The sequence below is a fragment of the Mucilaginibacter endophyticus genome (assembly GCF_003351025.1).
Lineage (GTDB): Bacteria > Bacteroidota > Bacteroidia > Sphingobacteriales > Sphingobacteriaceae > Mucilaginibacter > Mucilaginibacter endophyticus.
Genome location: NZ_QPCG01000002.1, coordinates 205275 through 229036 on the forward strand (window position 1 = coordinate 205275; position 23762 = coordinate 229036).

Genomic DNA, 23762 nt, shown 5'->3' on the forward strand with positions numbered 1-23762 from the left:
AGGCCAACCGATCTTGCGACCAAGTTGACCTACGTATAAAAAAAAGCGTCTTTATTCCGGAAACGTTATTTTAGGATTCGGGGAGCGTAATAGTACCGACTTGCAAAATCAGGTAATCCTTGAATCCTGTTCATCAAGGTTTTGCTACCTCATGCAATCCACATTCTTTTTTAGATTGATCTTCCCACCACCAGCGACCGGCACGAAAATCTTCGCCTTCGGCTACTGCACGGGTACATGGCATACAGCCAATACTCGGGAAACCTTTATCATGCAATGAATTGTACGGGATATTGTATTGTTTAACGTAAGCTTTCACTTCATCAAGCGTCCAGCTAAAAATAGGATGGAACTTTACCAATTGATTTTGCTCGTCCCATTCCAGGTCATGCATATCATGTCGGTTAACAGACTGCTCGGCACGGATACCGGTTATCCAGATCTTGTTTCCTTTCAAAGCTCTTTTCAAAGGCTCAATTTTACGGATCCCACAGCACTCCTTACGGTTTTCTACAGATTCGTAAAAGCTGTTGGGTCCTTTTTTGCTTACCATTTCTTCCAGCAACTCATTATTTGGATAGTAGGCATGAATAGGTTTTTGATACCTGTTCATGGTAGCCGCCCAAACCGAGTATGTTTCGCGGAAAAGCCTGCCTGTTTCAAGTGTAAATACTTTTATAGGCAAATTATTGCTGAAGATGATGTGACTGATCACCTGGTCTTCCCAGCCAAAGCTGGTAGAAAAGATCACTTCACCCGGAAAAAGCTCAGCCAGTTTGGTGAGCGCTTCAACAGGGCCAAGGCCATTGATGTGTTGTTGTACATTTTCTAAAGCTGAGCTCATGGTATCTTAACAAAGAATTTAAGAATAGAACGGACGCTGATCAGGATAACGATAACTGATACGGCAACCATAATGGTTTTTGCTGAAATTTTGTTGGAAATCTTGGCGGCGATTGGTGAAGCAAGGGCGCTACCTAAAATAAGACCAGCTACAGCCTGCCAATGATCGCTGCTTACCATGGCAATAAAGGTTATTGATCCCATTATGGCCACAAAAAAGCGGGAAAGTTTAACAGTACCTAATGAAAACCGGGGACTACGGCCGCCTGCGATCAGTGTAGATAACACGATTGATCCCCAGCCGCCACCACCAACAGCATCAATAAAACCACCGCCCAAACCAAGCAGTGAAATGCGTTTTACTTTATCAGCAGATTTTTTCTTTTGTGTATTGAACGCTTTCCTGAATATCACTATACCTAATATCAACGTGTAAATTGATACAATAGGTTTAGTATACATTGCGTAATGTTCAAGCGATGATAGGAGATAAGCACCTGTAACCGCGCCTATGATACCGGGAACAACCAATAGTTTAAATAACTTCCAGTTAATATTACCCATGCGATAATGCATCCAACCGGCTATGCCGCAGCTCATAATTTCTGAAAGGTGTACCCCCATACTGGCCGAAGCCGGCGGGATGCCCATAGTTAACGAAAACGTGGTTGATGTTACACCGTATGACATGCCTATGGCCCCGTCAATCATAGCAAATACAAAGCCGGCTCCTAAAAAGTAATAAAAGATAGGGTCGATGCCGGTTACAAAGTTTTTAAAGTTGGGCTCTTTAAGATAAAGCGCCGTTATCCCAATGGCCAACGATAAGATGATTGTAGACCAGATCAACCAGATAAAATTTTTCCGGTTGGGGGCTTTTGGCTCAACCAGTACAGATGTTACGCTGTTTAGTTTTTTTACCTTGTCGGCAAAATCACCCTCAAGGGTATTTCTCAGTTCGCTCATTTGCTGCAAAGTGATATCAAGCTCGGCAGGCAGGCTTTCGTTTAATACTTCTTTTAATCGTTTTGCCACAGTAGGTGATTTTCCGTTGGTAGATATGGCCAGCTTCAGGTCGCCCTTTTGCACTATCGATCCTAAGTAAAAATCGCATAATGCAGGTTTGTCGGCTACATTGATCAGCAGTTTCCTGTCGTGAGCGGCAGTGCGGATATAGTTATTAAGTTCACTGTCATTAGTTGCGGCAATAACAATGTCGGCATCATTCAGGTCATCATCCGTAAATGATTTTTGAATAACACGAATGCCTGTATATTGAGATGCAAGGCTATGAATCTCGGGCAAAAAATCACGTGAAATAACAGTTACGCGAGCCTGATTACTGTTGTTGAGTACCGCGGTGAGTTTTTCCAAACCAACATTACCGCCACCAATAAGCACGGTATGCAGGTCATTCAGTTTCAAAAAAACAGGAAAAAGCTGGTTGCCTTCCTGTTTTTCGTCCTGAATGTTGGTAAAACTTTTATCCCCTGGCAACAACGTCATAAACCTCTTTTATCAATTGGAATTTTGGATGAAGCGATACAACCTCGCCCAATACAATAAGTGCAGGTGAGGAGATCCTATTTTCTTCAACGGCATTAACAATGGTATCAACCGTAGCAACAGCTATTTTTTCCTCTGCAGTCGATCCGTTTTGAATAACGGCAACCGGCAGTTTGTTCTTGCCTTGTAACTTAAATATTTCAGTAATCTCGGCCAATTTATGGATGCCCATCAAAACTACAACAGTAGCATTTGAACGTGAAGCGTCTATAAGGTCGTTCGAGATTTTACCATTTGCGGTGGTGCCTGTAACCACCCAAAAGCTTTCACTCAAACCACGGTGTGTAACAGGAATTTGCTGTAATTCGGGCACGGCTATAGAACTTGAAATGCCCGGAATAACCGACGCCGGTATATTATGATCAGCTGCAATGAGCAGCTCCTCATACCCACGACCAAATACAAAGGGATCGCCGCCTTTTAACCTAACCACGTGCCCGTAGTTTTTAGCGTAGTCAACCATCAGGTTATTAATGGCTTCTTGGGAAAAGGCATGATCGCCGGAACGTTTGCCTACATAAACTTTAGTTGAGTTTTCGGGAGCGTATTCCAACAGCTCTTCATTAACTAAAGCATCGTACAAAACAACATCTGCTGTTTTTAAAGCTTTGATGGCTTTAATCGTTATCAGATCGGCATCACCGGGGCCAGCGCCCACAAGTGTAATGCGAGGTTCTTTTATAGTTTTATTAGTATCGGTCATTATTGTACAAGCGCCTCTCTCTTATCCTTGCTTCTGCTTAAAAATTCGGTTGCCTGAGCTATATAGGCCGTAGCAAACTCTTGCGATGGTTCGTTTTGGTTGATCTGTAAAACCAGGTCGTTAAAAGTGCCATTCAACTCAAATTCGCCTTTTTCAACGTATTGAGCATCAAACTCACGGATAACACCTGCCTGGGTGCTGCTGTTAATGCCTTTGTCAAGCAATAAAGCTTTTGCCGAACTTACCAATACGTTATAAGCGTGGTAAATAGCATCAGCCCAACGGCCGTCAGCATAAGCGTCATTGGCCCAGCCCAGTTTTTCTTCTGATTCAAACAATAGGGTAGCAACCAGGTCTATGATAACACCGGCACACTCACCTACACCTATAGCGGTAACAAATGTTTCCTGGTGGCCCCAGTCAATGTATTCGTCGTCGGTAAGGGTCGTCAGATCGGCAAGTGGTTTCAACAAACGGTAAAAATAATCTTTACCCTGTCTGTCGTAATATTCATGGTAAGTTTCACCCTCAGGCGAAAACTCTTTATAATCGTTTAATAAATACCTTAATACATCTGTAGCGCGTTTGGTAGGTACTTTGATAACCCTTTCTGCAGCACGGCCAACGCCGTCGCCAACAGTACCGCCGCCTAACATCACCTGTACCGATGGCAATACTTTTGTGCCTGCTTTAAGCGAACTGCCGTGGAAACCAATGTGAGCTAAACCATGCTGACCGCATGAGTTCATACAGCCGCTTATTTTGATCTTGATTTCGCGGTTATAAATAAAATCTTCGTACTCGTTATAGATCAGGTCTTCCAGTACGCGGGCCATGGTCATACTATTCGAGATACCAAGGTTACAGGTATCTGTACCTGGACAGGTAGTAACATCGGCCAAACTATCAAAGCCTGGTGCTGCCAGTTCAAGCTTAGCCAAGCCTTCGTAAAGAGCAGGCAAAGCTTCTTTTTGAACGTATTTTAATAGCAAGCCCTGGTTTTGGGTAATACGAATCTCGTTGCCAACCAACGGCTCTAAAGTTTTAACCAGTGCACGTGCAGTATCAGAAGAGATATCGCCTACAGGTACTTTTATATATACGCCATAAAAGCCTTCTTGCTTTTGCTCAAAAACGTTCGTTGCCAGCCATTGCTCGTAACGGAGCGGGTTGCTGATAGTTACTTCAGGGTAGCTATCGGTTGGTGGCAAAGCCGGAGCATCAACCGCGTCGCGGTTAATAGGGTATGATTTTACCTTGTTGGCCGTACGTTCAATTTTGGTTAAACGTAATACTTCATCCAAGCCTAATTTTTGGATAAGGTATTTCATGCGGGCCTTGTTACGGTTGTTGCGTTCGCCATAACGGTCAAAAACGCGGATCACCGATTCGATATAAGGGATCAGCTGATCTTCGGCCAAAAATTCTTCTACAATGTTTGCCAATAGAGGCTGCGCGCCTAAACCACCACCAAGCAGAATTTTAAAACCACGCTCGCCATTGGCGTTTATTTTCGGGATAGCGCCAATATCATGAATATAAGAAAAGGCTGTATCCTCATCGCTTGATGAAAACGAGATCTTGAATTTACGGCCCATTTCCTGGCATATCGGGTTACGCAGAAAATAATCAAATGTAGCGTAAGCGTATGGAGAAACGTCAAAAGGCTCTTTCGGGTCGATACCTGCAGTAGGAGAGGCAGTAACATTACGTACGGTATTACCGCAGGCTTCACGCAGGGTGATATCGTCCTGTTCGAGTTTGGCCCAAAGTTGTGGCGTACGGTCAAGACTTACATAATGGATCTGAATATCCTGACGGGTAGTCAGGTGCAGGTTGCTGCTTCCAAACTCATCAGAAATCTCGGCTATTTTCAGTAATTGCTTAAAGCTAACTTTACCAAATGGAAGTTTAATGCGTACCATTTGAACACCCGGCTGGCGCTGGCCATATACACCACGTGCCAAACGCAAGCTCCTGAACTTTTCGTCATGAATTTTACCTTCACGAAAAGCACGGATCTTTTTTTCAAGATCTATAATATCCTTCTCAACAATCGGGTTCTCCAGTTCCGTTCTGAAGCTCTGCATATTTTATATATTAATCTTTTATAAAAAAGCCTCTTTAGCTGTGGCGAAAGAGGCAGATATGGTTAAATATTACGTTTACAGCCTCGCTTTACCGTTGCACATGTAGCAACAGTTCTGTTGGTTAAAGGTTGTAGTAATAATGCTCTCACGATTCATTTCCCAAATATATATATAGTATACGGAAAAGGTAGCATTTAATTAAAAAAAACTGCGTTATGACAGTTTTATGAAATTTTGAAATTTAAACGCTGATGAGAGTAGTTTCGCGTTTGATGATATCAGCGATACTGGTTTCGCTTAATATTTTAAGTGTGGCATCTCTTACATCAACAAACACATCCCTTATGCCGCAAGTGCTTTCCTGATGGCACTCATCACATTTGTGGTAAAAATTTAAGCTTGCGCAAGGCACCATGGCGATAGGGCCATCAGTGATACGCATGATACTTACCAGGAAAATTTCTTTCGGATCCCGGTTGAGGCTGTAGCCGCCACCGGCACCTTTTTTACTGTATAAGAAACCCGCGTTACGCAGATCGAGCAGGATTTGCTCAAGGAATTTTTTCGGAATTCGCTCGAGCTCGGCGATTTTTGATATTTGCATAGGTGGCTGATCCATGTTTTTGCCCAGCACAACCAATGCTTTTATAGCATACTTAGTTTTTTTCGAAAGCATTTTCTATAATAAAACTTACAAAGTTAAATAAAGATATTACTAAATTAACTATTTTTTCGAGTAATATTATAGATTATATAGAAAGGATATTTTATACAGACTTTATTTTATTAAAATCGCAATTGCTAACGATCTGAATGACCGAGACTTTTCTCAGGGTTTACCCTGTTGCGAACAGCTTTTTTTAGCTCTTTGATCTCTGGAAAATGACCGTCGCGCTTGCGGTCAAATAAGGTTTCTTCATCAACACTTATGGTGTACCGCCCGCTTACTTCACTTGGTTTTAGGGTAATGCCGTTTAAATCATCGGTAAAAGTAGTAAGCAGTTCCTGCGCCATATAAGCCGCGCGCATCATCCAGTTACATTTGGGGCAGTATTCAATAGTTATAGTTGGTTTCATGTAGTTAAGCTTGGTTTTTGAGGAATAATAAAGCGCTCATCCTGGTGAATGCTCAATACTTTAAGTTCATCGCCAACGGTGATTGTCCCGGTGTTTTCGTGTACCAGGTTTTGCCCGAACATGATCTTGTTGTTTTTCATACGATATGATGCCAGGGTTTTAAGCGGCTCTTTCGCCTTTACAGCAGTTTGCTGATCTATGGTAGTGAGCACACATCGGGCACAAAGCTTGGCGCCGTAAAAAGTAATGCCGGCTATGTTTATCTGGTTCATCAAATCTTCGCTGTAAGCATTACCGCCGGTAAAAACGATATTGGGCCGGAAACGGTTCATGGGCAGGGGCTGTGCCATCCGGGTATTAAGATCATCTAATGATGATTGCCCAATCAGTAAAAAAGGATAAGCATCGGCAAATGAAGTGATCATGCCTGGTTTGGCATAGCGTTGATCAACTTCACGCTCGCTGTCATCGGGCATATAAACCAGGCGGCATTTCATATTAAACGCGTCGCTAAACCATTGGTCAAATTCATCATTCACATACTGGCCCATGCAGGTGTCATCCCAAACGGCAAATTGCTGTAATGGCTTCCGCTCACAATCAAAGGGGATCAATAATGTTGATTTTGAATGATGATCAACGGCGATACCATTGGGCTCAACCCTCGCCTTTAATAAAGCCATTTGCGGAAACTCTCGCTGGGTTATAAAAAGGCCATGTTCATTAACCAGCATCCAGCGCCTGTCATACTGTAGGCCACGTGTGGTAACTACAGCGCTTTGTACAGAAATACCGCCAAGGGATTTGATGGGGTAGATAAATAGTTCACTTACCTGGAGCATGGTGTAAAAATAAATAAAAGAACCATGATTTTTAGGATTTGAGGATTTCATGATACTTAAATCGGATACTACGATCAAAGTAATCCATCAATCCTAAAATCATGGTTCATAAATTCGACAATCGATTGCAATAATTAATTTTAATTGATATACTTGTTTCATCCAATTTCAAAACCAATTTATAAACTATGCCATTAAGTAACATAAACGGCAAGGCCAAGGCTGGCAATACTTATGATGCTATTGTAATAGGCTCGGGTATCAGCGGAGGCTGGGCAGCTAAAGAATTAAGCGAACTCGGTTTAAAAACTATTATGCTTGAACGGGGCCGCAACTTTGAGCACATCAAAGATTACAAAACTGCAGGCAAGGATCCCTGGGACTTTCATCATGCCGGAAGGCCAACCCAGGCCGAGCGTAAACAACGCCCGGTAATTTCCCGTGGCTGGGGCGCTACAGAACCTATCATGGATTATTGGACCGACGAGCAAGCCGCTCCATATACCGAGATCAAGCCTTTTAACTGGTGGCGTTCATACCAGCTTGGCGGCCGTTCTATTTTGTGGGGAAGGCAGAGTTACCGCTGGAGTGATTTTGATTTTGAAGCTAACGCTAAAGATGGCTGGGCTATTGATTGGCCTATTCGTTATAAAGATCTTGCACCATGGTACGATCATGTAGAAAAGTTTGCAGGGATCAGCGGCTCTTTGGAAGGCTTGCCACAATTGCCCGACGGTCATTATTTACCGCCAATGGATATGAACGTGGTTGAAAAGGATGTAGCTGCACGCATCAAGAAAAATTATAATGGCACCAGGCACATGATCATTGGTCGTTCGGCTAACTTAACAGCCGCCATTCCGGGACGTACGGCCTGCCAGTTCAGGAACAGGTGCTGGGAGGGCTGCCCTTTTGGTGGATACTTCAGTACGCAATCATCAACATTGCCCGCTGCTTTGGCTACCGGGAACTTAACGGTAAGGCCGTATTCTATAGTTACTAAAATACTATATGATAAAGACACGAAAAAGGCCAAAGGAGTTGAAGTGCTTGATGCGGAAACCAACCAAACCTATGAGTATTATTCAAAAATAGTTTTCGTTAATGCCTCGGCCCTCAATAGTGCCTGGGTATTGATGAATTCGGCTACAGATATTTGGCCCGATGGCTTGGGCAGCAGTAGCGGCGAGCTTGGTCACAATATTATGGATCATCATTATAACCTTGGTGCCAGCGGGCTGGTTGATGGCTTTGAGGATAAATATTATTATGGTCGCCGGGCAAATGGTATTTATGTTGTGCGTTTCGCCAACCTGTTTGGTGATAAACGCGATTACCTGCGTGGCTTCGGTTACCAGGGCGCGGCAAGCCGTATGGGCTGGAACCGCGAAATTGCCGAATACAATATTGGAGCCCAATACAAGGACGCGCTTACCGAACCAGGTCCGTGGACAATTGGCATTGGTGGCTTTGGCGAGTTGCTGCCTTATCACGAAAATAAAATCACCCTTGATAAAACACGTAAGGATAAATGGGGGTTACCAATATTAGCGATGGACGCGGAGATAAAGGATAACGAAAAGAAAATGCGGGTTGATATCATTAAAGAAGCCAAAGCTATGCTGGAAAGTGCCGGTGTGAAAAACATTGAAACACACGACCGCGGTCATCATGTTGGCGATGGCATCCACGAGATGGGTACAGCACGCATGGGCCGTGATCCTAAAACCTCGGTGCTTAATGGCAATAACCAGGTTTGGGATGCCAAAAACGTTTTCGTTACCGATGGCGCCGCTATGACCTCGTCGGCTTGTCAAAATCCGTCATTAACGTATATGGCTATGACGGCCCGTGCCGCTCATTTCGCTGTAGACGAATTAAAAAAAGGGAATATATAATTTGGTGAGCGGTGAGTAGTTGATTGGGGAGTGACTCCATTTTATTCCCTCAATCAACTACTCACTTAATCAACCCAATCAACCAATCACTGAAAAAAGTACAAAAAATGAAAAAACTAATCACCATATGCCTGTTGATAGGCGCATCTATAAGCCAGGTAATTGCAAAGGACAAAGTACTTGTATTTTGCAAAACGGCCGGCTTTCATCATAACTCTATAGCGGTAGGGGTACCTGCCATTATGAAATTAGGTCAGGAAAACAATTTTGACGTGGATAGCACCACCGATGCCACAAAATTTACTGCAAGCAACCTGAAGCAGTACAAGGCTGTGATATTTTTAAGTACCACCGGCGACGTCTTGAACGATACGCAACAAACAGCTTTTGAACAATATATTAAAGGCGGTGGAGGCTTTGTTGGCGTACATGCTGCTACAGATACTGAATATGACTGGCCATGGTATGGTAAACTGGTTGGCGCTTATTTTAAAAGTCACCCCAAACAACAGGATGCTACTTTAAACGTAGTTGACCGTAATTTCATTGCAACCAAACATTTGCCGCAAACCTGGAAACGCTGGGACGAATGGTATAACTATAAATGGATAGGTGACGACCTACACGTATTGATCAAGATAGATGAAAAAAGCTACACCGGCGGCGAAAACGGCGACAACCACCCAATGGCATGGTATCATAACTTTGACGGGGGAAGGGCCTTTTATACAGAATTAGGCCACACAGATGAATCATACGCCAATCCGTTATATTTGAAACATTTGCTTGGCGGAATCAAGTACGCGATGGGATGGAAGAAGTAATTGCCTGAATCAGAATTTTCGGGATTCAAGAATTAACAGTAATAAAAAACGCCTTACGGATTTAACCGTAAGGCGTTTTTTATTACCGCTCCTTTATTAATATCCATCATTCTGGATCAACGCAGGAGCATTTCTGTCAACTTCTGATTGTGGCAGTGGCCAAAAATCAAAATTGTCTTTATAAATGGTTTTTGTCGCCGGGATCAGCGGATTTTGAATAAACCCGTTCAACTTATCTTTGGCAATGCCCCAGCGGCGCATATCAAAATAACGGAAGCCTTCTAATGCTAATTCTACACGGCGCTCATGTCTTATCTTCGCCCTCATATCAACCTGAGATAAACCGGTAACAAGCGCAGGCATATTTACACCCGGACGAGCCCTTACCTCGTTGATTTGTTTGTAGACACTTGCATCGGGGCCTACAGCCTCGTTTTGTGCTTCGGCATACATCAGTTTAACATCGGCAAACCTTATCCATACATAATCCTGATCATCAAGCAAGCCAGGCTGTGGATTGACGATCTTAGGATCGAGCCATTTTTTTGACGGGTAAAATCCGGCAGTCCAGTTGTTAACACCGGGCTTGCCAACGGTGCCGGGGTAAGGCCATCCTTGTGCCGGTGTATCACCAGGAAAAAAGAAAGTCATTTTTTCGCGCGGATCATTAGCCTCGTATTCATTGATCATATCCTGAGTACCCTGCAAGTCAACATATCCCGGCAATATCAATATCATGGTAAGCGCGTCGGGATGCGGAATGGTAGGTGCACTATATTGTACCGAAAACATAATTTCGGGACTGCTTTGCTGATCGGGCTTGTAAAAGTTTGAAGGATAATTGCTATTGAGTGAAAAAAGACCTCCATCTATGATAGACTTTGCCATCGCTGCGGCATCGGCATATTTCTTTTCAAATAGTAAAACCCGTGTCATCAGCCCCTGGGCAGAGCCTTTAACTGCATGCCCAGTGTTGAATTTCTGATTAGGTAATCCAGAGATAGCGTTGTTAAGATCACTCTCAATCAGTTTTAAAACATCCGCCCTCGATGACTTGCTTACCTTTTGTTTAAAATCCGAGGTGATAGGATCGGCCGTCAATAATGGTACGTTTCCATAAGTTTCGGCTAATAAAAAGTAATTGAAGGCGCGGATAAAGTAAACTTCACCTTTGTATTGTGTGAGCTTATCGCCTGTAAGTACTTTATCAACGTTGGCCAAAAAAGTGTTACATGCCGCTACACTTTTATAGGCATTGATATAAAGGCTGTTGCTTCCATCGGCTACAAATCCACCGCTTGATGGATTAAGACCAGCAACTAATGCCTGTTGCGCGCCGGCCTGGTTGTTTTGTGTATAAGTGTTATCGCTGAAATTCTCGTACCACATTGGGGCATAGGTAGAGATTTGCCCGCTTCTTGCGTAAAGGGTGCCGTATACGCCGGTGAGCGCTAGGTCTGCGTCGGCAGGAGTTTTCCAGAAAGTGAGGTTTGATAATTTATCGGGAGGCGTTACATCAAGTTTTTTACATGAAGTAAAACCTGCTAACGCTGCTATAAATATGATGATATATTTTTTCATTGCTAACAAATTAAAATTGAACAGATGCGCCAAATGTGAAAGTTCTGTTTTGCGGATAACCTGCAAAGCCATACCAGGCATCGGGCCTGTAATTGATGTCTTGCCTTTCCGGGTCGGCTCCTTGCTTCAATGGCGTAAACAGGGCAAGGTTATCAACCGAACCGAAAACACGAAGCGTTTTAACACCTTTGATCATGTTTTGCGGAAAGGTATAACCCACCTGCACATTCTTGATCCGCATAAAACTTGCTGCGTACAGGTGATAAGTTGACTGTACACTGGTGATTTTAGGGTAGCCATAAAAACCCATGTAAATTTTAGGCATAGTGGTTGACGGATTTTGCGGTGTCCAGCGGTTCAGCCAATCGGTAGTAGGCATAGCACCTTGCGCAAAAGGATCAACGCCCCATTTGTACAGGTAAAGCTTATTACCGTATGAGCCATAAAGCTGCACGCTTGCGTCAAAATTGCCCCAGGTTGCGCCCATGGTATACGAGTACTCAAACTTAGGGTACTGACCAGGGATAATGCTGCGGTCGTTGGCATCTACTTTACCATCGCCATTGATATCCTTGTACCTGATATCGCCCGGGGTAGGTACACCGCCAAGGCTCGACTGATCGGGTGCACTATTGATCTCGGCCTGGCTTTGGAAAATACCCTGCATGGTATACAGGTAAAACGAGTTGATAGGGTAGCCGTTCTGCATAATAGTTTGCTGATCCGGGCCGCCAACTTCAGGGGCACCAAAAGAAAGTACCTTATTACGATAAAGTTGGAAGTTGGCAGTAGCATAGTAGCTGAATTTCTCAGATGGGTGATCCTGATAATGCAGACTAAACTCTATACCCTTGTTGCTTACCGCGCCATTGTTTACTGTAGGCGCGTTTACCCCTAAGGCCAACGGCACCTGCGAATTCCTTAGAATATCGTAGGTGTATTTGTTAAACCAGTCAAAAGTGAAGGTTAGTTTGTTGTTTAAGGCAACGAGGTCAAGACCAATATCTGTCATGCGGGTTGATTCCCAGGTAAGTGCAGGGTCGATGAGTTGATTAGCCTGAAAACCATTGGATATGGTACCATTAAACGCGTATACGCTTTGTACCAGTGTAGGCTGATATGGATAATTACCAATGTTTTGGTTACCAAGCCTTCCCCATGATCCCCGGATCTTCAGATCGTTTATCCATGATACATCTTTTAAGAAGTTTTCCTTTGAGATCCTCCATCCGGCAGAGAAAGATTCATATAATCCCCAGCGACTGTTACTTGGTAAACGTGAAGTACCGTCATAGCGCATACTGGCGCCTAAAAGGTACTTGTCATCATAGTTGTAGTTGGCGTTACCATAAAACGAACTGATAGCCCATTGTCCTGATGTACCGTTGTTCTTTAGGCCATTTAATGACCCGGCGTCTATTTCTTCCAGATCATTTGTCGGATAATTGGTACGGAAAGCGCCGAGGTTACTGAAATGATCAACTTCCTGCTGCGCACCACCCAATACAGTAAGATCATGTTTGCCAAATAGTTTATGAAAGTTCAACTGGCTATAAATTGTTGAATGCGATTCATCCTGTTCTGTCGCGGTAAGGCCCGGCGTACCCACATCGGCGTTGCGATAGTAGGAAAGATCACTGTACAGGTATTGAGGAATAACAGGGGCAAAGGTTTTATACTTTTGAAGGTTGAAGCTTACGCCGGCCCGGTTTTCCCATTTTAGGGCATCAAAGATTTGTACATCAAGAGAGATATTGCCCTGCCCGTAATAGTTAGGATTATGGGTTAATATGGTTGACGACAACACTGGGTTTTTATTGCCGAGTTCCTTATCATAAGCTTTGGTGATCCATAAACCATCCTGTGTTTGAGCCGGATATAGCGGCGATTGGGCAAGCGTTGAAATATAAAGGTCTGTTGCATTATCAAACGGGTAACTACGATCGCCATAACGAAACTGGAAATTGGTTCCTAATGTTACGCGCTTATTGACTTTTGAATTTAAACCCACATCAAGCGTGTACTTTTTATAGTCGAAACCGCGCATAGTTCCCGGCTGATTGGTCAAACCTAAACCGATACTATAGGTAGTATTGTCATTACCGCCGCCCAGGTTAAGGTAATGGTTTTGTACAGTAGCTGTCCTGAACATATCCTTCAGCCAGTCGTGATTTGGATATTTCACCCGATCGGTAGCGTTTTTATACAAGTCGATTTGTGCCTGGGTATAAATAGGCGCGTTACCTGAATTTGCTTCAGCTTCGTTTAACAATTCCATATAGGTAGCAGAATTGGTGATCAGTTTGGGAAGCCGTGTGGGTGTAGCAAACCCGATATTGTAATTATAACTTAATGCGAGACCACCAGAGCCTTTGCCTTTTTTGGTTTTAATCACCAATACACCATTCGCACCGCGTGAACCATAAATGGTAGCGGCAGCAGCATCTTTAAGCACTGTCGCAGATTCGATGTCATTAGGATTAATCACACTAAGATCGCCGGGAATGCCGTCAATAATAACCAAAGGGTTGTTACTGGCAGCGCTAAAGGTACCTAATCCGCGAATACGCAGTTGTACGTTTTCGTTACCGGGTTCGGCAGAGTTTTGTATTACCGAAAGGCCAGGTAACTGACCCTGCAAAAGCGACGTAGGGTCGGTCGCGACACGTTTAGTCATATCTTCGCCTTTAACTGATACGATGGCACTGGTTAACGTGTGTTTGCTTTGCGTACTGTAACCGGTAACAACAACTTCGGTAAGGGCTTTTTTATCTTCAATCAGGGTAACATTGATATCAGTTTTATTGCCTACCGATATTTCCTGTTTTACGAAACCTACAAAGCTGAAAACTAACACAGCATTGCCATCTGGCACACTGATATTATAAGTGCCATCGCTTTTACTGGTGGTACCGGTAGTGCTACCCTTTATCTGTATATTGACTCCCGGTATTGCCAAACCTTTTTCATCAACAATTTTACCTTTTACCGGGATAGTCACAGGAGCTTCGGGCTCGGGCCTTATTTTTATAGTTATGGTTTTTTTGTTGATGAGATACATTAGCGGCAAATCGGCAAAAAGCTTATCCAGCGCTTTATCAATACTGGTGTTTTTGACTGAGAGTGATACAGGAGCCGTATTTTTCAGAAGGTCGGCGCTGTAAATAAAATCGTAACCGCTTTGTTGCTGTAAATTAAAAAGCACATCTTCAAGCGGCACTCGTTTTACATCAACGCTTACCTTCTGCGCGTAAGTAGTGGCACTCACCTGCATTATGACCAGCATAATCAGGGCACACGATAATTTCATAATCCGGATAATTTTGAGCAGGGCATAGTGATGCCGCCTGAACTTTGATTCAGTAAATATTTTATACATTTGAATGTTAGGTTTTAATTAATAATTGGTTGTCGCTCAATTGATCATTGATTACCTGGCACTACACCGGGGGCGGGCCAACGCCTCCGGTCTTTTACCAGATAATCGTAAGTACTCGTTAATTCATTACGATTATCCTCCTTTCTTCAATTTTAAAGTGTATTAATCCAGTTAATTCAAGTCCTTTCAATAACTCGTTGATATCTTTATTCATGGAGTATATTCCGCCGAAGGTTTTGCGCGTAACGTTACCCTGGTATTCAACTTCAACATCGTACCAGCGTGAGATCTTCCTCATGATGCTCTGGATATCATCATCCCTGAAAATAAAATAACCAGTTTTCCAGGCAATAACCTGGTTTACATTTACCGTTTTGGTGGTAATCTGTTGATCGGGCCCGGCAATGCCTTGCTGACCGGGTACCAATAATGTGGATGATTTATTATTAGATAGGCTTACCGAACCTTCAAGCAAAGTTGCTTTTATGTCTTTTTCGTCTTCGTACGCTGTAACGTTAAAATGAGTACCCAACACTTTTATGTTAGCACCATTGGCATGCACTATAAAAGGCAGATGTTTGTTTTTGGTCACCTCAAAATAAGCTTCTCCGGTTAGGCTTACGCTTCTGTCGGCCCCGGTAAATGCCACGGGATATGATAAAGACGATGATGAGTTAAGCCAAACCATGGTACCATCGGGCAGCTGTATAGAATATTTTCCGCCTCTTGGTACCGTTACCACATTTTTCGCCGGTTCGCCTGCGGGTTGTGCCGAACCTTCATTGCTGTAAGCTATAAGTCCGTTGGTCAGTTTTTTAACCGATGTTTTGCCCGATTTGGCTAAAACACCATTTTTGGCATCGTCCAGCGTTATGTTTGATCCGTTGGCGAGCGTCAGGATAGCAGTATTTCTGCCGGGCTTTATTGCCTTAACAGGTGGTTTGCTGGCTGCAATATTATTTTGCGGTTGTTTGGCCTGGAAAATAAAGATGGCTGAAACCAGCAGGATAACCGCAGCAGCGGCCGCCCAACCCCACATCCTGCGATAGTTTTTGTTTTGAACTTTAGGATTTAACGTCGCACGGATGCGCGCATATATTGCCGAACGTTTCTGCCTGCTTTCAGTATTAAGAGGTAAACTGCTTTCAGTTTCATGAAACCTGAAGTCATCCTCAAATTCCATAAGGCGTTTTTCCTCCTCAGGGGTACATTGTCCGGCATTAAACTTTTCGTACAGTTTGATGTATTCTTCGGTTGTCATTATTGGTTAGGCCGTATGAGATTGGGGCCATTATATATATAGTGTGCTTCTAAAAGCGCTAACACACATACATTCGAAAAAAAAAGTATCAATTTAAATTTATGTAACAGCTGCGGTTACAAATGGTAAATAATTTCTACTTTTATTGCACCAATCATGACCAATAAACTTACTGACAACGAATTATGGGAGGCCGTCGTCTCAGATAGTTCCAGGGCTTTTGTAGTCCTGTACAATAGGTATTGGCATAAACTTTATAAAACGGCTAAAAAGTATTTGAAAGATGATATCGTGGCCGAGGAGATTGTTCACGATGTTTTTGTAGCTCTGTGGCAAAAAAGACATAGCTCAAAGATCGTAGATTTTCAGAAGTATATATTGGTAACCGCAAGGTATCACGTATATAAACAGCTTCGGACAATAGCTGCTGAAAAGGTTGAATTTTACGAGCAGATACCGGAGCAGCCAACGCTTGCCTTAGTTAGTGAGGCAGATGTTAAGCTTGGTTATGAAGACTTGCAAACTGAGCTGACTAACGTACTTAAACAATTACCGCGCCGCTGCCAGGAAATTTTCTGGCTTAGCCGGGTAGAGAACCTGAGTAACGATGAGATAGCGGAAAGGTTGAATATTTCCAAGCGTACGGTAGAAAACCAGATTACCATCGCGCTGAAGTTCCTGAGATCATTGTACCCTCATTTTAGCGGTGCAGCGGTATCCCTTCTTTTTATTTTTATCCTGTAGGCAAACTAAGCCACAATTTTATTTTGTGAAGGCTGTGTGTAAATGTTATGACATCTACACTATATATTAGTAACCTGATATATACCATGAGAAACTTTACAGTAAAATGCCTGTTGCTTTCGGGCTTGTTAATGATATGTCATTTGTTAAAAGCTCAAGATAAGCCTGTTGAATATTTAGCCCTGTCGGCCAGACATGTTTCTCCCGGGCATAAAACATATTACATCGATCCCGTTAAGGGCAATGACAGCAATGCAGGACTCAGCATTACAAAGCCCTGGAAAACGTTCAAAGACGTTAATAAGCTTATTTTATCGGCAGGTGATCAAGTAAAAGTATTAACACCAGGGCAATTTCACGAAACGCTGTCAATTGTAGCACATGGAACTAAGGAACAGCCTGTTACCATCACTTTCGCTACCGGTAAATATGATTTTTTTCCCGACGGTGCTTTCAAAACACAGCTTCAGATCTCTAATACCAATGATGTTCCGTATGGATTAAAAGCAATTGCACTGATGGTTGATAGCAGTCGGTTTGTAAACATAGCAGGTAGCACCTCGCTGATTAATCTAAGGGGTAAAATGATCGAAACCTTTATTAATCATAGTAACAATATCAGGTTGAGTGGTTTAAATTTCGATTATCGCCGGCCAACGGTCTCAGAATTCAAGATCACGGCGTTAACAGAAAACCATGCAGATGTTATAGTTAACAGCGAATCAGAATATAGCATTAAGGATAGTACATTAACCTGGATAGGCGAGGGCTGGCGTTATCAGCCCGATTCATACTGGCAGCAATATGATCCCGCAACACGCATGCTGGAAAGACTGGATATTCCGCAGCAAAACCTGAAATATGTCACCCTGAATGCACATCAGATTCGGATATTCTTTAAAAAGAACCCGGGGTTTAAAAAAGGCATGATATATCAAAACCGGGATGTTACACGTGATTGTGTTGGTTTATTTATACAAAAAAGCGCCAATGTAAATTTAGATCATATCCGTATTTACTTTATGCATGGCATGGGCGTGGTAAGCCAGTTTAGTAAAGACTTAAATTTTAATCATGTCATAGTAAAGGCCAGAGATGGCCGTACCTCTGCGGCGTGGGCGGATATCTTACATTTTTCGGGCTGTAGTGGCAAAATAGAAATTGCCAATTCATACCTGTCGGCCGCCAATGATGATGCCATTAATGTACACGGCACTTTTTTAAAGATAACCGAAAAGCTTTCGCCAACACAGGTTAAAGTGAAGTTTATGCACGATCAAACTTATGGCTTCGACGCCTTTTCGACCGTTGACAGCATTGGCCTTGTACATCCGGCAAGTTTACTTACTTATCAAAGCAACAAGCTAACGAATGTCAAAAAACTGAATAATAAAGAGTTTCTGCTAACCCTGAGTAAGCCATTACCGACTGCAATGGAAACCGGTGATGTAGTTGAAAATATTACGGCCACTCCCGAAGTTTGGGTTCATAACAATACCATTGAAAAGATTCCGACAAGGGGGATCCTGGTTACCACAAGAAGAAAGGTGCTTATTGAAAACAACACCATAAACCGTACTCATAACAGCGCCATCATGATTAACGACGATGCTTCAAGTTGGTATGAATCGGGCGCGGTAAAGGATGTTACTATTAAAAACAACGCTTTTTACGAGTGCGGTGGGCCAGTGATCGGTTTATTGCCGGAAAACAAGGTGACCTCACCGAGTCCTGTGCACATAGGTATTAAAATAATAGATAATAAAGTCACATTGAAAGGTACCCGCTTTTTTGATGCTTCAAGTGGCGGCGGAATAAGGATCACCGGTAATCAGATAACTTCATCAGGCAATATTAAAGACATCAATAAGTTGATAAGCTTAAAGGATTGTAAGGACGTTAAAATAAATAATAACCGGGTCACAAATCGATAGAACCTTAGGGCAAAAAGTTCTTATTTGAAAGCAAGCGCAGAATAAATTACGCCTCCAAATCTTGAGGGCATTTCTGCCAACTTATCTACTCTATATCCCAACAGACTAAATTCGTGATTTAGTTTTTGATAGGATATAGGATACGGAACCCATGGATTGGCTTTAGTGGCATCATATTCTACAATCAGGAACCGGGGATTACCTTTAAAGGTATGTTCTAACTGGTTGGTCAGTTTGGTTTTGTTTGCTGCAAAATGAAAAGAGTTTGCCATCAGGATACCGTCTAACGGGCCGACAACTATTGACTCATTTACAAAGTCGGCTTTGCTGAAATCTATTTTGATGCCATTATTGAGGGCCGGCAAATATTGGTTGCTTTTGTCGATAGCAGTAACGTGACTTTCCCGAGGGAGAAGGCTTGCGAGGGCAATAGTAAATGTACCGCTACCGCAGCCCAGATCGGCCCAATGCTGAGGAAGAGCGCTTGTTATGCCTTTTTGAATCAGCGTAATAGCTTCAGTTTGTTGCATGCAACTAAAATTCGTCGGCAGTTGAACGGCTATCGATGTATGGCGAACTGAAAAAGCTTGCAATCAATAGCTTATGATCAACAATAAAAGTCCATTCCGAGGTCTGATCTTTTTTGTAGGTTACAACGTCTTCGCAACCAAAGGAGTAATTGACATCCAATACAATGCGGAAACTTCCATGGCCTGCCTGCTGATCAAATTTGATCCGGTCAAAATTTAAACGGAGCACCTCGGGCGATCCCTCGGGTCTGAACTCACGCTCAAGCGCATATTTAAGCTGTTCGTAATTTGCTGAAAAAGGCTCAAATAAAACATTCAGGAACTTTAATAAGCTTGCAGGTTCATCCCTTAGCTCTTCAAGCTGCCCGTTATGAAGTTTAAATTGTAAGCTGTTCATCATCGATACAAAATTAAAAACAAAAAATTGATTAAATCAAGTAGGAAATGCGGCTGGTTTTTTGGGCTTTTGTCAAATCAAAAATTATAAATCAAATGTCAAATAAGTGCTGTTAGATGAAACGTAATTAGGATAAATTTGAGTTACGCATAGTTTATTTACCTTTTTTAATGTACAAACCTTTAGTCATCTGTATTATAGGCCTTTTGTGTTTTCAGTTTGCGTCCCAGGCGCAGGTGAGCAAATTAAAGGCGGGCTTTCTTAATCCGCCAGATAGCGCGAAACCGGGTGTCTATTGGTATTTTATGGATGGCAATATGTCGGCCAAATCAATTACGTCCGATTTGGAGTCTATGAAGAAAGCGGGCATCAGCAATCTTATTTTTTTAGAAGTAAACGTTGGCATCCCTCGTGGCCCTGTTGATTTTTTAAGCGAGGAATGGCAAAATATGTTTGCTCACGCAGTAAAGGAAGCCAAGCGCCTGGGTATTGAAATAACTCTTGGCATAGGGCCGGGGTGGACTGGTAGCGGCGGCCCCTGGGTGCCCATATCTCAATCAATGCAGCATTTGGTAAGCAGTACGGTAAATATTACTGGCGGAACAGCACAACCAATAAAATTGCCTCTTCCGCAACCAAAAACTCCTTATTTTGGTGAAGGTGCATTTACACCTGAATTAAAAAAACTATGGAATGACTTTTACGAGGACGTTGCCGTAATAGCTTATCCTACACCGATTGAAACCCCGGCCAAATTAACTGATATAGATGAAAAAGCATTGTATTATCGGGCTCCTTATTCATCAGTAAAAGGTGTAAAACAATATCTTCCATACCTGGCCACATATCCGGAAGTGGCCAAAAATGCTGTAATCGATAAAAGTAAGATCATTGATTTGACCGATAAGTTACAGGCCGATGGTACACTTAATTGGAGCGTTCCAAATGGAAATTGGACAATTATGCGCTTCGGCAAACGGAACAATGGTGCTATTACCCGTCCGGCACCTGTGCCCGGTCTGGGCTTTGAAGCCGACAAATTTGATACAGTTGCACTGAGCGCTCATCTGGGAAATTATATTGGTAAATTACTGCATAAAACCGGAAAGCCAGATGTTGCTTCACCGGGAGGCTTAAAAAGATTGCATATTGACAGTTGGGAGATGGGGGCACAAAACTGGACGGCAAATTTCAGGGCCGAATTTATAAAACGAAGAGGTTACGATCCTCTACCTTATTACCCTGTTTATGCCGGCAATGTTGTTGAAAGTAATGAAGTAAGCGAACGTTTTTTGTGGGACCTGCGGCAAACATCGCAGGAACTTGTTTTGGAAAATCACGCAGGTTACGTGAAGCAGTATGCACACAAGCTCGGGTTGAAATTATCGATCGAACCTTATGATATGAACCCGACGGCAGATCTTGAATTAGGTAATATCGCCGATGTTCCTATGTGCGAGTTCTGGAGCAAGGGATATGGCTTTAATTCATCGTTCAGTTGTATGGAAGCTACTTCTGTAGGGCATGTAAATGGAAAATCATTAATTCCGGCGGAGGCTTTTACAGCTCAGGATGATATGTGGAAACAATACCCTGGGTCGATGAAAAACCAGGGCGATTGGGCGTTTGCTGCCGGCATTAACCGTTTTGTTTACCACACTTTCCAAAATCAGTTCCTGGCCGATTCTTTGAAGCCGGGTGCCACCATGGGGCCTTACGGCGTGCATTGGGACAGAAATCAAACCTGGTGGCCAATGGTAAGCGGATATCATGACTATATATCGCGCTGCCAATATCTGTTGCAGCAGGGACGGGCGGTGGCAGATGTACTCTATCTTACTCCCGAGGGTTCTCCGCACGTTTTCAGGCCGCCATCATCAGCGCTGGATGGAGATGCTGTACTGCCCGACAGAAAAGGCTATAATTTTGATGGCTGTTCGCCGGGCCAACTGTATAAGGCTAGTGTCCGAAATAGGCATATCGTGTTTCCTGGAGGTGCAAGTTACAAGTTGCTGGTTTTACCGGCTGTAAAAACCATGACACCGGCGCTGTTGCAAAAAATTACCGAATTGGTAAATCAAGGTGCGGTGGTTGTTGGTTCCCCTCCTTTAAAATCTCCGGGCCTTTCCAACTATCCTACGTGTGATGAACAACTTACGGATATGGCCAAAAAACTGTGGGGTACTTTGCAGGAACAAGATCGCCAGACAGAACGTCGGTTTGGAAAAGGAATATTGATATGGGGAGGTGATTTGACTAAAAATGTCGACGATCTCTACCCGGTATATGATCTTACTGCCAGCATCCTGAAGAAAATGAATATTCAACAGGATTTCACTGCCAACGGGCAATTGAGATATACTCATCGTGTTGTTGGCGATGATGATGTATATTTTGTATCTAACAGAACTGATCAGCAGGTTGCTACCACTGCAACATTCCGAAGTACTAACAGCACTATACAACTTTGGGACCCTATGACAGCTAAGCTTAGGGTACTTCCTGAATACTCAAGAAATGGCGAACTGATTGCCGTGCCGTTAAAATTTGAACCATATCAAAGTTATTTTTTGGTGTTCGCAAAGGCTGTTTCTGCTGCTGCGAACCATGAAAATTTTGCCGAATACAAAACGATAAAGGCGTTAAGCGGACCGTGGCAGGTAAGTTTTGACCCTAAATGGGGAGGGCCTAAATCTGTTAAGTTTGACGAGCTAAAAGATTGGACCCTACGTCCTGAAAATGGCATCAAATACTATTCGGGCATCGCACAATATCATAAAACATTTGAGTTGCCCGCGAGCATATTGCAGCAAAAAAACAAAAAAATCAGCCTGGATCTTGGTGAAGTAAACAATATGGCAAGGGTAAAGGTAAATGGAAAGATTGTAGGCCTACTATGGACAGCACCCTGGCGCATCGACATTAGCGCCGCTGATTTAAAAAGATATAACCAATTGGAAATAGAAGTGGCAAACCTCTGGCCTAACAGGTTAATTGGCGACGAAAAGTTGCCTGACGACGGGATTCAGAACGATAATACATGGCCAGAATGGTTAATAAAGGGCACGCCCAGGAAAAGCAAACGGTTTACATTTACTACTCATAAATTCTACACAAAAGACTCTCCATTATTAAAATCGGGTTTAATTGGCCCCGTTACCATTCAGCAAAGCGACTTCTGATAATTAAATAAAATGGGCTCGTCAGCATTGATACTCTCCTTTCAAATCTGAATAAGCCTGAGAACTATATTAAAATATTTAATTGTTTTTATTACATTAATTAATTGCGGAATCGATTGCTTTTTATGTATCTACATCTAAACGCTGTATTATTTTACAAGCGTGAGTTTTTACTTCGTTTTGCGCTATAGTCTTACCCTGCGCATGGGCAAAATACAGCTAAATTAATTGGTCAGCTACCCTTTATTTGATAGATACAGAGATTTCTAATAATTTTTTAATAATTGTTGTTTTGACAATAAAAGTTTTTACATTTAGCTTTCTTTAGATAGTCCAACCTATTTAGTTATAAACCGATTAAGACCAATTCATGGAAATTTTGAACGATTCTCAACTTATTGAGCAATTAAAGGCAGGGGACAAGGAGGCCTTTGAAGCAGTATTTAAAAAATACTACAAGTTGCTTAATGTATCAGCCTTTTACATTTTACAGGACGAAATGGAAGCTGAGGACACTGTTCAGGGTTTTTTTGTTGATCTTTGGGAAAAGCAATTATTTACCAATATTAATTCGTCATTAAAAGCATATCTAACTACGGCAATACGTAACCGTTGCCTGAAAAAAGTTGAAAGCGAAACACGCACGCAAAAGAAATTGGTTGACTATAAATACACACTTACCGAGGTAGAGGAGGAAGAAACGCCTGCACCCGAAATTTATCCGGAGAAAATGCTGGCTGATCTGTCAATACAGCGGATGCAGGCTTTTACCCTGGTGCACTATGAAAATAAAAAATATAAGGATGCAGCCTTTGAAATGGGAATCAGCATAAATTCATTGAAAACTCACTTGAAACTGGCCATAAAAACTTTAAAAGAGGGGTTAAAAAGTGCCAAATAAGTTCACCCAT

Annotated in this window: 18 protein-coding genes; 6 read left to right on the forward strand and 12 right to left on the reverse strand. The window is 42.7% G+C overall.

Annotated elements, in window-relative coordinates; genetic code table 11:
• Nucleotides 1-133: 133 nt before the first annotated feature.
• From DUL71_RS08360 to DUL71_RS08390, 7 genes are all read right to left on the reverse strand, one after another.
• Nucleotides 134-844, reverse strand: a complete 711-nt coding sequence (locus tag DUL71_RS08360) for a phosphoadenylyl-sulfate reductase (RefSeq protein ID WP_114937680.1) — start codon at nt 842-844, stop codon at nt 134-136.
• A complete protein-coding gene (locus DUL71_RS08365) occupies nt 841-2349 on the reverse strand; it encodes a TSUP family transporter (protein WP_114937681.1) in 1509 nt (502 codons plus the stop codon). The genes DUL71_RS08360 and DUL71_RS08365 overlap by 4 nt, the downstream gene beginning before the upstream one ends.
• Complete coding sequence (gene cobA / locus DUL71_RS08370; protein WP_114937682.1) at nt 2327-3112, reverse strand: uroporphyrinogen-III C-methyltransferase; 786 nt, start codon at nt 3110-3112, stop codon at nt 2327-2329. Before cobA ends, DUL71_RS08365 begins: the two co-directional genes overlap by 23 nt.
• Complete coding sequence (locus DUL71_RS08375; RefSeq protein WP_114937683.1) at nt 3112-5202, reverse strand: HEPN domain-containing protein; 2091 nt, start codon at nt 5200-5202, stop codon at nt 3112-3114. Before DUL71_RS08375 ends, cobA begins: the two co-directional genes overlap by 1 nt.
• A 241-nt stretch (nt 5203-5443) precedes the next feature.
• Nucleotides 5444-5878, reverse strand: coding sequence for an RrF2 family transcriptional regulator (locus DUL71_RS08380; RefSeq protein ID WP_112566532.1), 435 nt, complete (start codon nt 5876-5878; stop codon nt 5444-5446).
• Between the two features lie 125 nt (nt 5879-6003).
• Nucleotides 6004-6279, reverse strand: a complete 276-nt coding sequence (locus DUL71_RS08385) for an Rdx family protein (RefSeq protein ID WP_114937684.1) — start codon at nt 6277-6279, stop codon at nt 6004-6006.
• Nucleotides 6276-7172: an MOSC domain-containing protein gene (locus tag DUL71_RS08390; protein ID WP_244228723.1), complete on the reverse strand. Its 897-nt coding sequence runs from the start codon at nt 7170-7172 to the stop codon at nt 6276-6278. Before DUL71_RS08390 ends, DUL71_RS08385 begins: the two co-directional genes overlap by 4 nt.
• A gap of 137 nt (nt 7173-7309) precedes the next feature.
• On the opposite strand from DUL71_RS08390, the gene DUL71_RS08395 reads away from it, so the two are divergent.
• The gene (locus tag DUL71_RS08395) at nt 7310-9019 is read left to right on the forward strand and encodes a GMC oxidoreductase (RefSeq protein ID WP_114937685.1); all 1710 of its coding nucleotides are present in this window, start codon (nt 7310-7312) and stop codon (nt 9017-9019) included.
• A 107-nt stretch (nt 9020-9126) separates the two neighbouring features.
• Nucleotides 9127-9843: a ThuA domain-containing protein gene (locus DUL71_RS08400; RefSeq protein WP_114938500.1), complete on the forward strand. Its 717-nt coding sequence runs from the start codon at nt 9127-9129 to the stop codon at nt 9841-9843.
• Nucleotides 9844-9939: 96 nt separating this feature from the next.
• Here DUL71_RS08400 and DUL71_RS08405 read toward each other — a convergent pair whose 3' ends face one another.
• The 3 genes from DUL71_RS08405 to DUL71_RS08415 all read right to left on the reverse strand — a co-directional run bounded on the left by DUL71_RS08405 (nt 9940) and on the right by DUL71_RS08415 (nt 16064).
• The gene (locus DUL71_RS08405) at nt 9940-11424 is read right to left on the reverse strand and encodes a RagB/SusD family nutrient uptake outer membrane protein (RefSeq protein ID WP_161964398.1); all 1485 of its coding nucleotides are present in this window, start codon (nt 11422-11424) and stop codon (nt 9940-9942) included.
• A gap of 10 nt (nt 11425-11434) precedes the next feature.
• Nucleotides 11435-14734: a TonB-dependent receptor gene (locus tag DUL71_RS08410; protein WP_161964399.1), complete on the reverse strand. Its 3300-nt coding sequence runs from the start codon at nt 14732-14734 to the stop codon at nt 11435-11437.
• 187 nt (nt 14735-14921) lie between these two features.
• Nucleotides 14922-16064, reverse strand: a complete 1143-nt coding sequence (locus DUL71_RS08415; RefSeq protein ID WP_114937688.1) for a FecR family protein — start codon at nt 16062-16064, stop codon at nt 14922-14924.
• 156 nt (nt 16065-16220) lie between these two features.
• Here DUL71_RS08415 and DUL71_RS08420 point away from each other — a divergent pair, with 156 nt between their 5' ends.
• Both DUL71_RS08420 and DUL71_RS08425 read left to right on the forward strand, forming a co-directional pair.
• Nucleotides 16221-16808: an RNA polymerase sigma-70 factor gene (locus tag DUL71_RS08420; protein WP_114937689.1), complete on the forward strand. Its 588-nt coding sequence runs from the start codon at nt 16221-16223 to the stop codon at nt 16806-16808.
• An 86-nt stretch (nt 16809-16894) separates the two neighbouring features.
• The gene (locus DUL71_RS08425; RefSeq protein ID WP_161964400.1) at nt 16895-18742 is read left to right on the forward strand and encodes a right-handed parallel beta-helix repeat-containing protein; all 1848 of its coding nucleotides are present in this window, start codon (nt 16895-16897) and stop codon (nt 18740-18742) included.
• Nucleotides 18743-18762: 20 nt separating this feature from the next.
• Here DUL71_RS08425 and DUL71_RS08430 read toward each other — a convergent pair whose 3' ends face one another.
• Nucleotides 18763-19272, reverse strand: a complete 510-nt coding sequence (locus tag DUL71_RS08430; RefSeq protein WP_114937691.1) for a class I SAM-dependent methyltransferase — start codon at nt 19270-19272, stop codon at nt 18763-18765.
• Between the two features lie 4 nt (nt 19273-19276).
• Nucleotides 19277-19672 (reverse strand): hypothetical protein, encoded by a 396-nt coding sequence (locus tag DUL71_RS08435; protein ID WP_146749952.1) that lies wholly within the window; start codon nt 19670-19672, stop codon nt 19277-19279.
• 167 nt (nt 19673-19839) lie between these two features.
• Here DUL71_RS08435 and DUL71_RS08440 point away from each other — a divergent pair, with 167 nt between their 5' ends.
• Together DUL71_RS08440 and DUL71_RS08445 are read left to right on the forward strand one after the other, a co-directional pair.
• Nucleotides 19840-22851 (forward strand): glycosyl hydrolase, encoded by a 3012-nt coding sequence (locus DUL71_RS08440; protein ID WP_114937692.1) that lies wholly within the window; start codon nt 19840-19842, stop codon nt 22849-22851.
• 370 nt (nt 22852-23221) lie between these two features.
• Nucleotides 23222-23752: an RNA polymerase sigma factor gene (locus tag DUL71_RS08445; RefSeq protein WP_114937693.1), complete on the forward strand. Its 531-nt coding sequence runs from the start codon at nt 23222-23224 to the stop codon at nt 23750-23752.
• Nucleotides 23753-23762 lie beyond the last annotated feature (10 nt).

Bases quoted from the DNA above. Each gene is read 5' to 3' on its own strand.
- DUL71_RS08420 (WP_114937689.1), top strand. From the start codon at position 16,221: ATGACCAATAAACTTACTGACAACGAATTATGGGAGGCCGTCGTCTCA.
- DUL71_RS08400 (WP_114938500.1), top strand. From the start codon at position 9,127: ATGAAAAAACTAATCACCATATGCCTGTTGATAGGCGCATCTATAAGC.
- DUL71_RS08445 (WP_114937693.1), top strand. From the start codon at position 23,222: ATGGAAATTTTGAACGATTCTCAACTTATTGAGCAATTAAAGGCAGGG.
- DUL71_RS08375 (WP_114937683.1), bottom strand. From the start codon at position 5,202: ATGCAGAGCTTCAGAACGGAACTGGAGAACCCGATTGTTGAGAAGGAT.
- DUL71_RS08395 (WP_114937685.1), top strand. From the start codon at position 7,310: ATGCCATTAAGTAACATAAACGGCAAGGCCAAGGCTGGCAATACTTAT.
- DUL71_RS08435 (WP_146749952.1), bottom strand. From the start codon at position 19,672: ATGATGAACAGCTTACAATTTAAACTTCATAACGGGCAGCTTGAAGAG.
- DUL71_RS08360 (WP_114937680.1), bottom strand. From the start codon at position 844: ATGAGCTCAGCTTTAGAAAATGTACAACAACACATCAATGGCCTTGGC.
- DUL71_RS08440 (WP_114937692.1), top strand. From the start codon at position 19,840: ATGTACAAACCTTTAGTCATCTGTATTATAGGCCTTTTGTGTTTTCAG.
- DUL71_RS08410 (WP_161964399.1), bottom strand. From the start codon at position 14,734: ATGAAATTATCGTGTGCCCTGATTATGCTGGTCATAATGCAGGTGAGT.
- DUL71_RS08385 (WP_114937684.1), bottom strand. From the start codon at position 6,279: ATGAAACCAACTATAACTATTGAATACTGCCCCAAATGTAACTGGATG.
- cobA (WP_114937682.1), bottom strand. From the start codon at position 3,112: ATGACCGATACTAATAAAACTATAAAAGAACCTCGCATTACACTTGTG.
- DUL71_RS08425 (WP_161964400.1), top strand. From the start codon at position 16,895: ATGAGAAACTTTACAGTAAAATGCCTGTTGCTTTCGGGCTTGTTAATG.
- DUL71_RS08405 (WP_161964398.1), bottom strand. From the start codon at position 11,424: ATGAAAAAATATATCATCATATTTATAGCAGCGTTAGCAGGTTTTACT.
- DUL71_RS08365 (WP_114937681.1), bottom strand. From the start codon at position 2,349: ATGACGTTGTTGCCAGGGGATAAAAGTTTTACCAACATTCAGGACGAA.
- DUL71_RS08380 (WP_112566532.1), bottom strand. From the start codon at position 5,878: ATGCTTTCGAAAAAAACTAAGTATGCTATAAAAGCATTGGTTGTGCTG.
- DUL71_RS08415 (WP_114937688.1), bottom strand. From the start codon at position 16,064: ATGACAACCGAAGAATACATCAAACTGTACGAAAAGTTTAATGCCGGA.
- DUL71_RS08430 (WP_114937691.1), bottom strand. From the start codon at position 19,272: ATGCAACAAACTGAAGCTATTACGCTGATTCAAAAAGGCATAACAAGC.
- DUL71_RS08390 (WP_244228723.1), bottom strand. From the start codon at position 7,172: ATGAAATCCTCAAATCCTAAAAATCATGGTTCTTTTATTTATTTTTAC.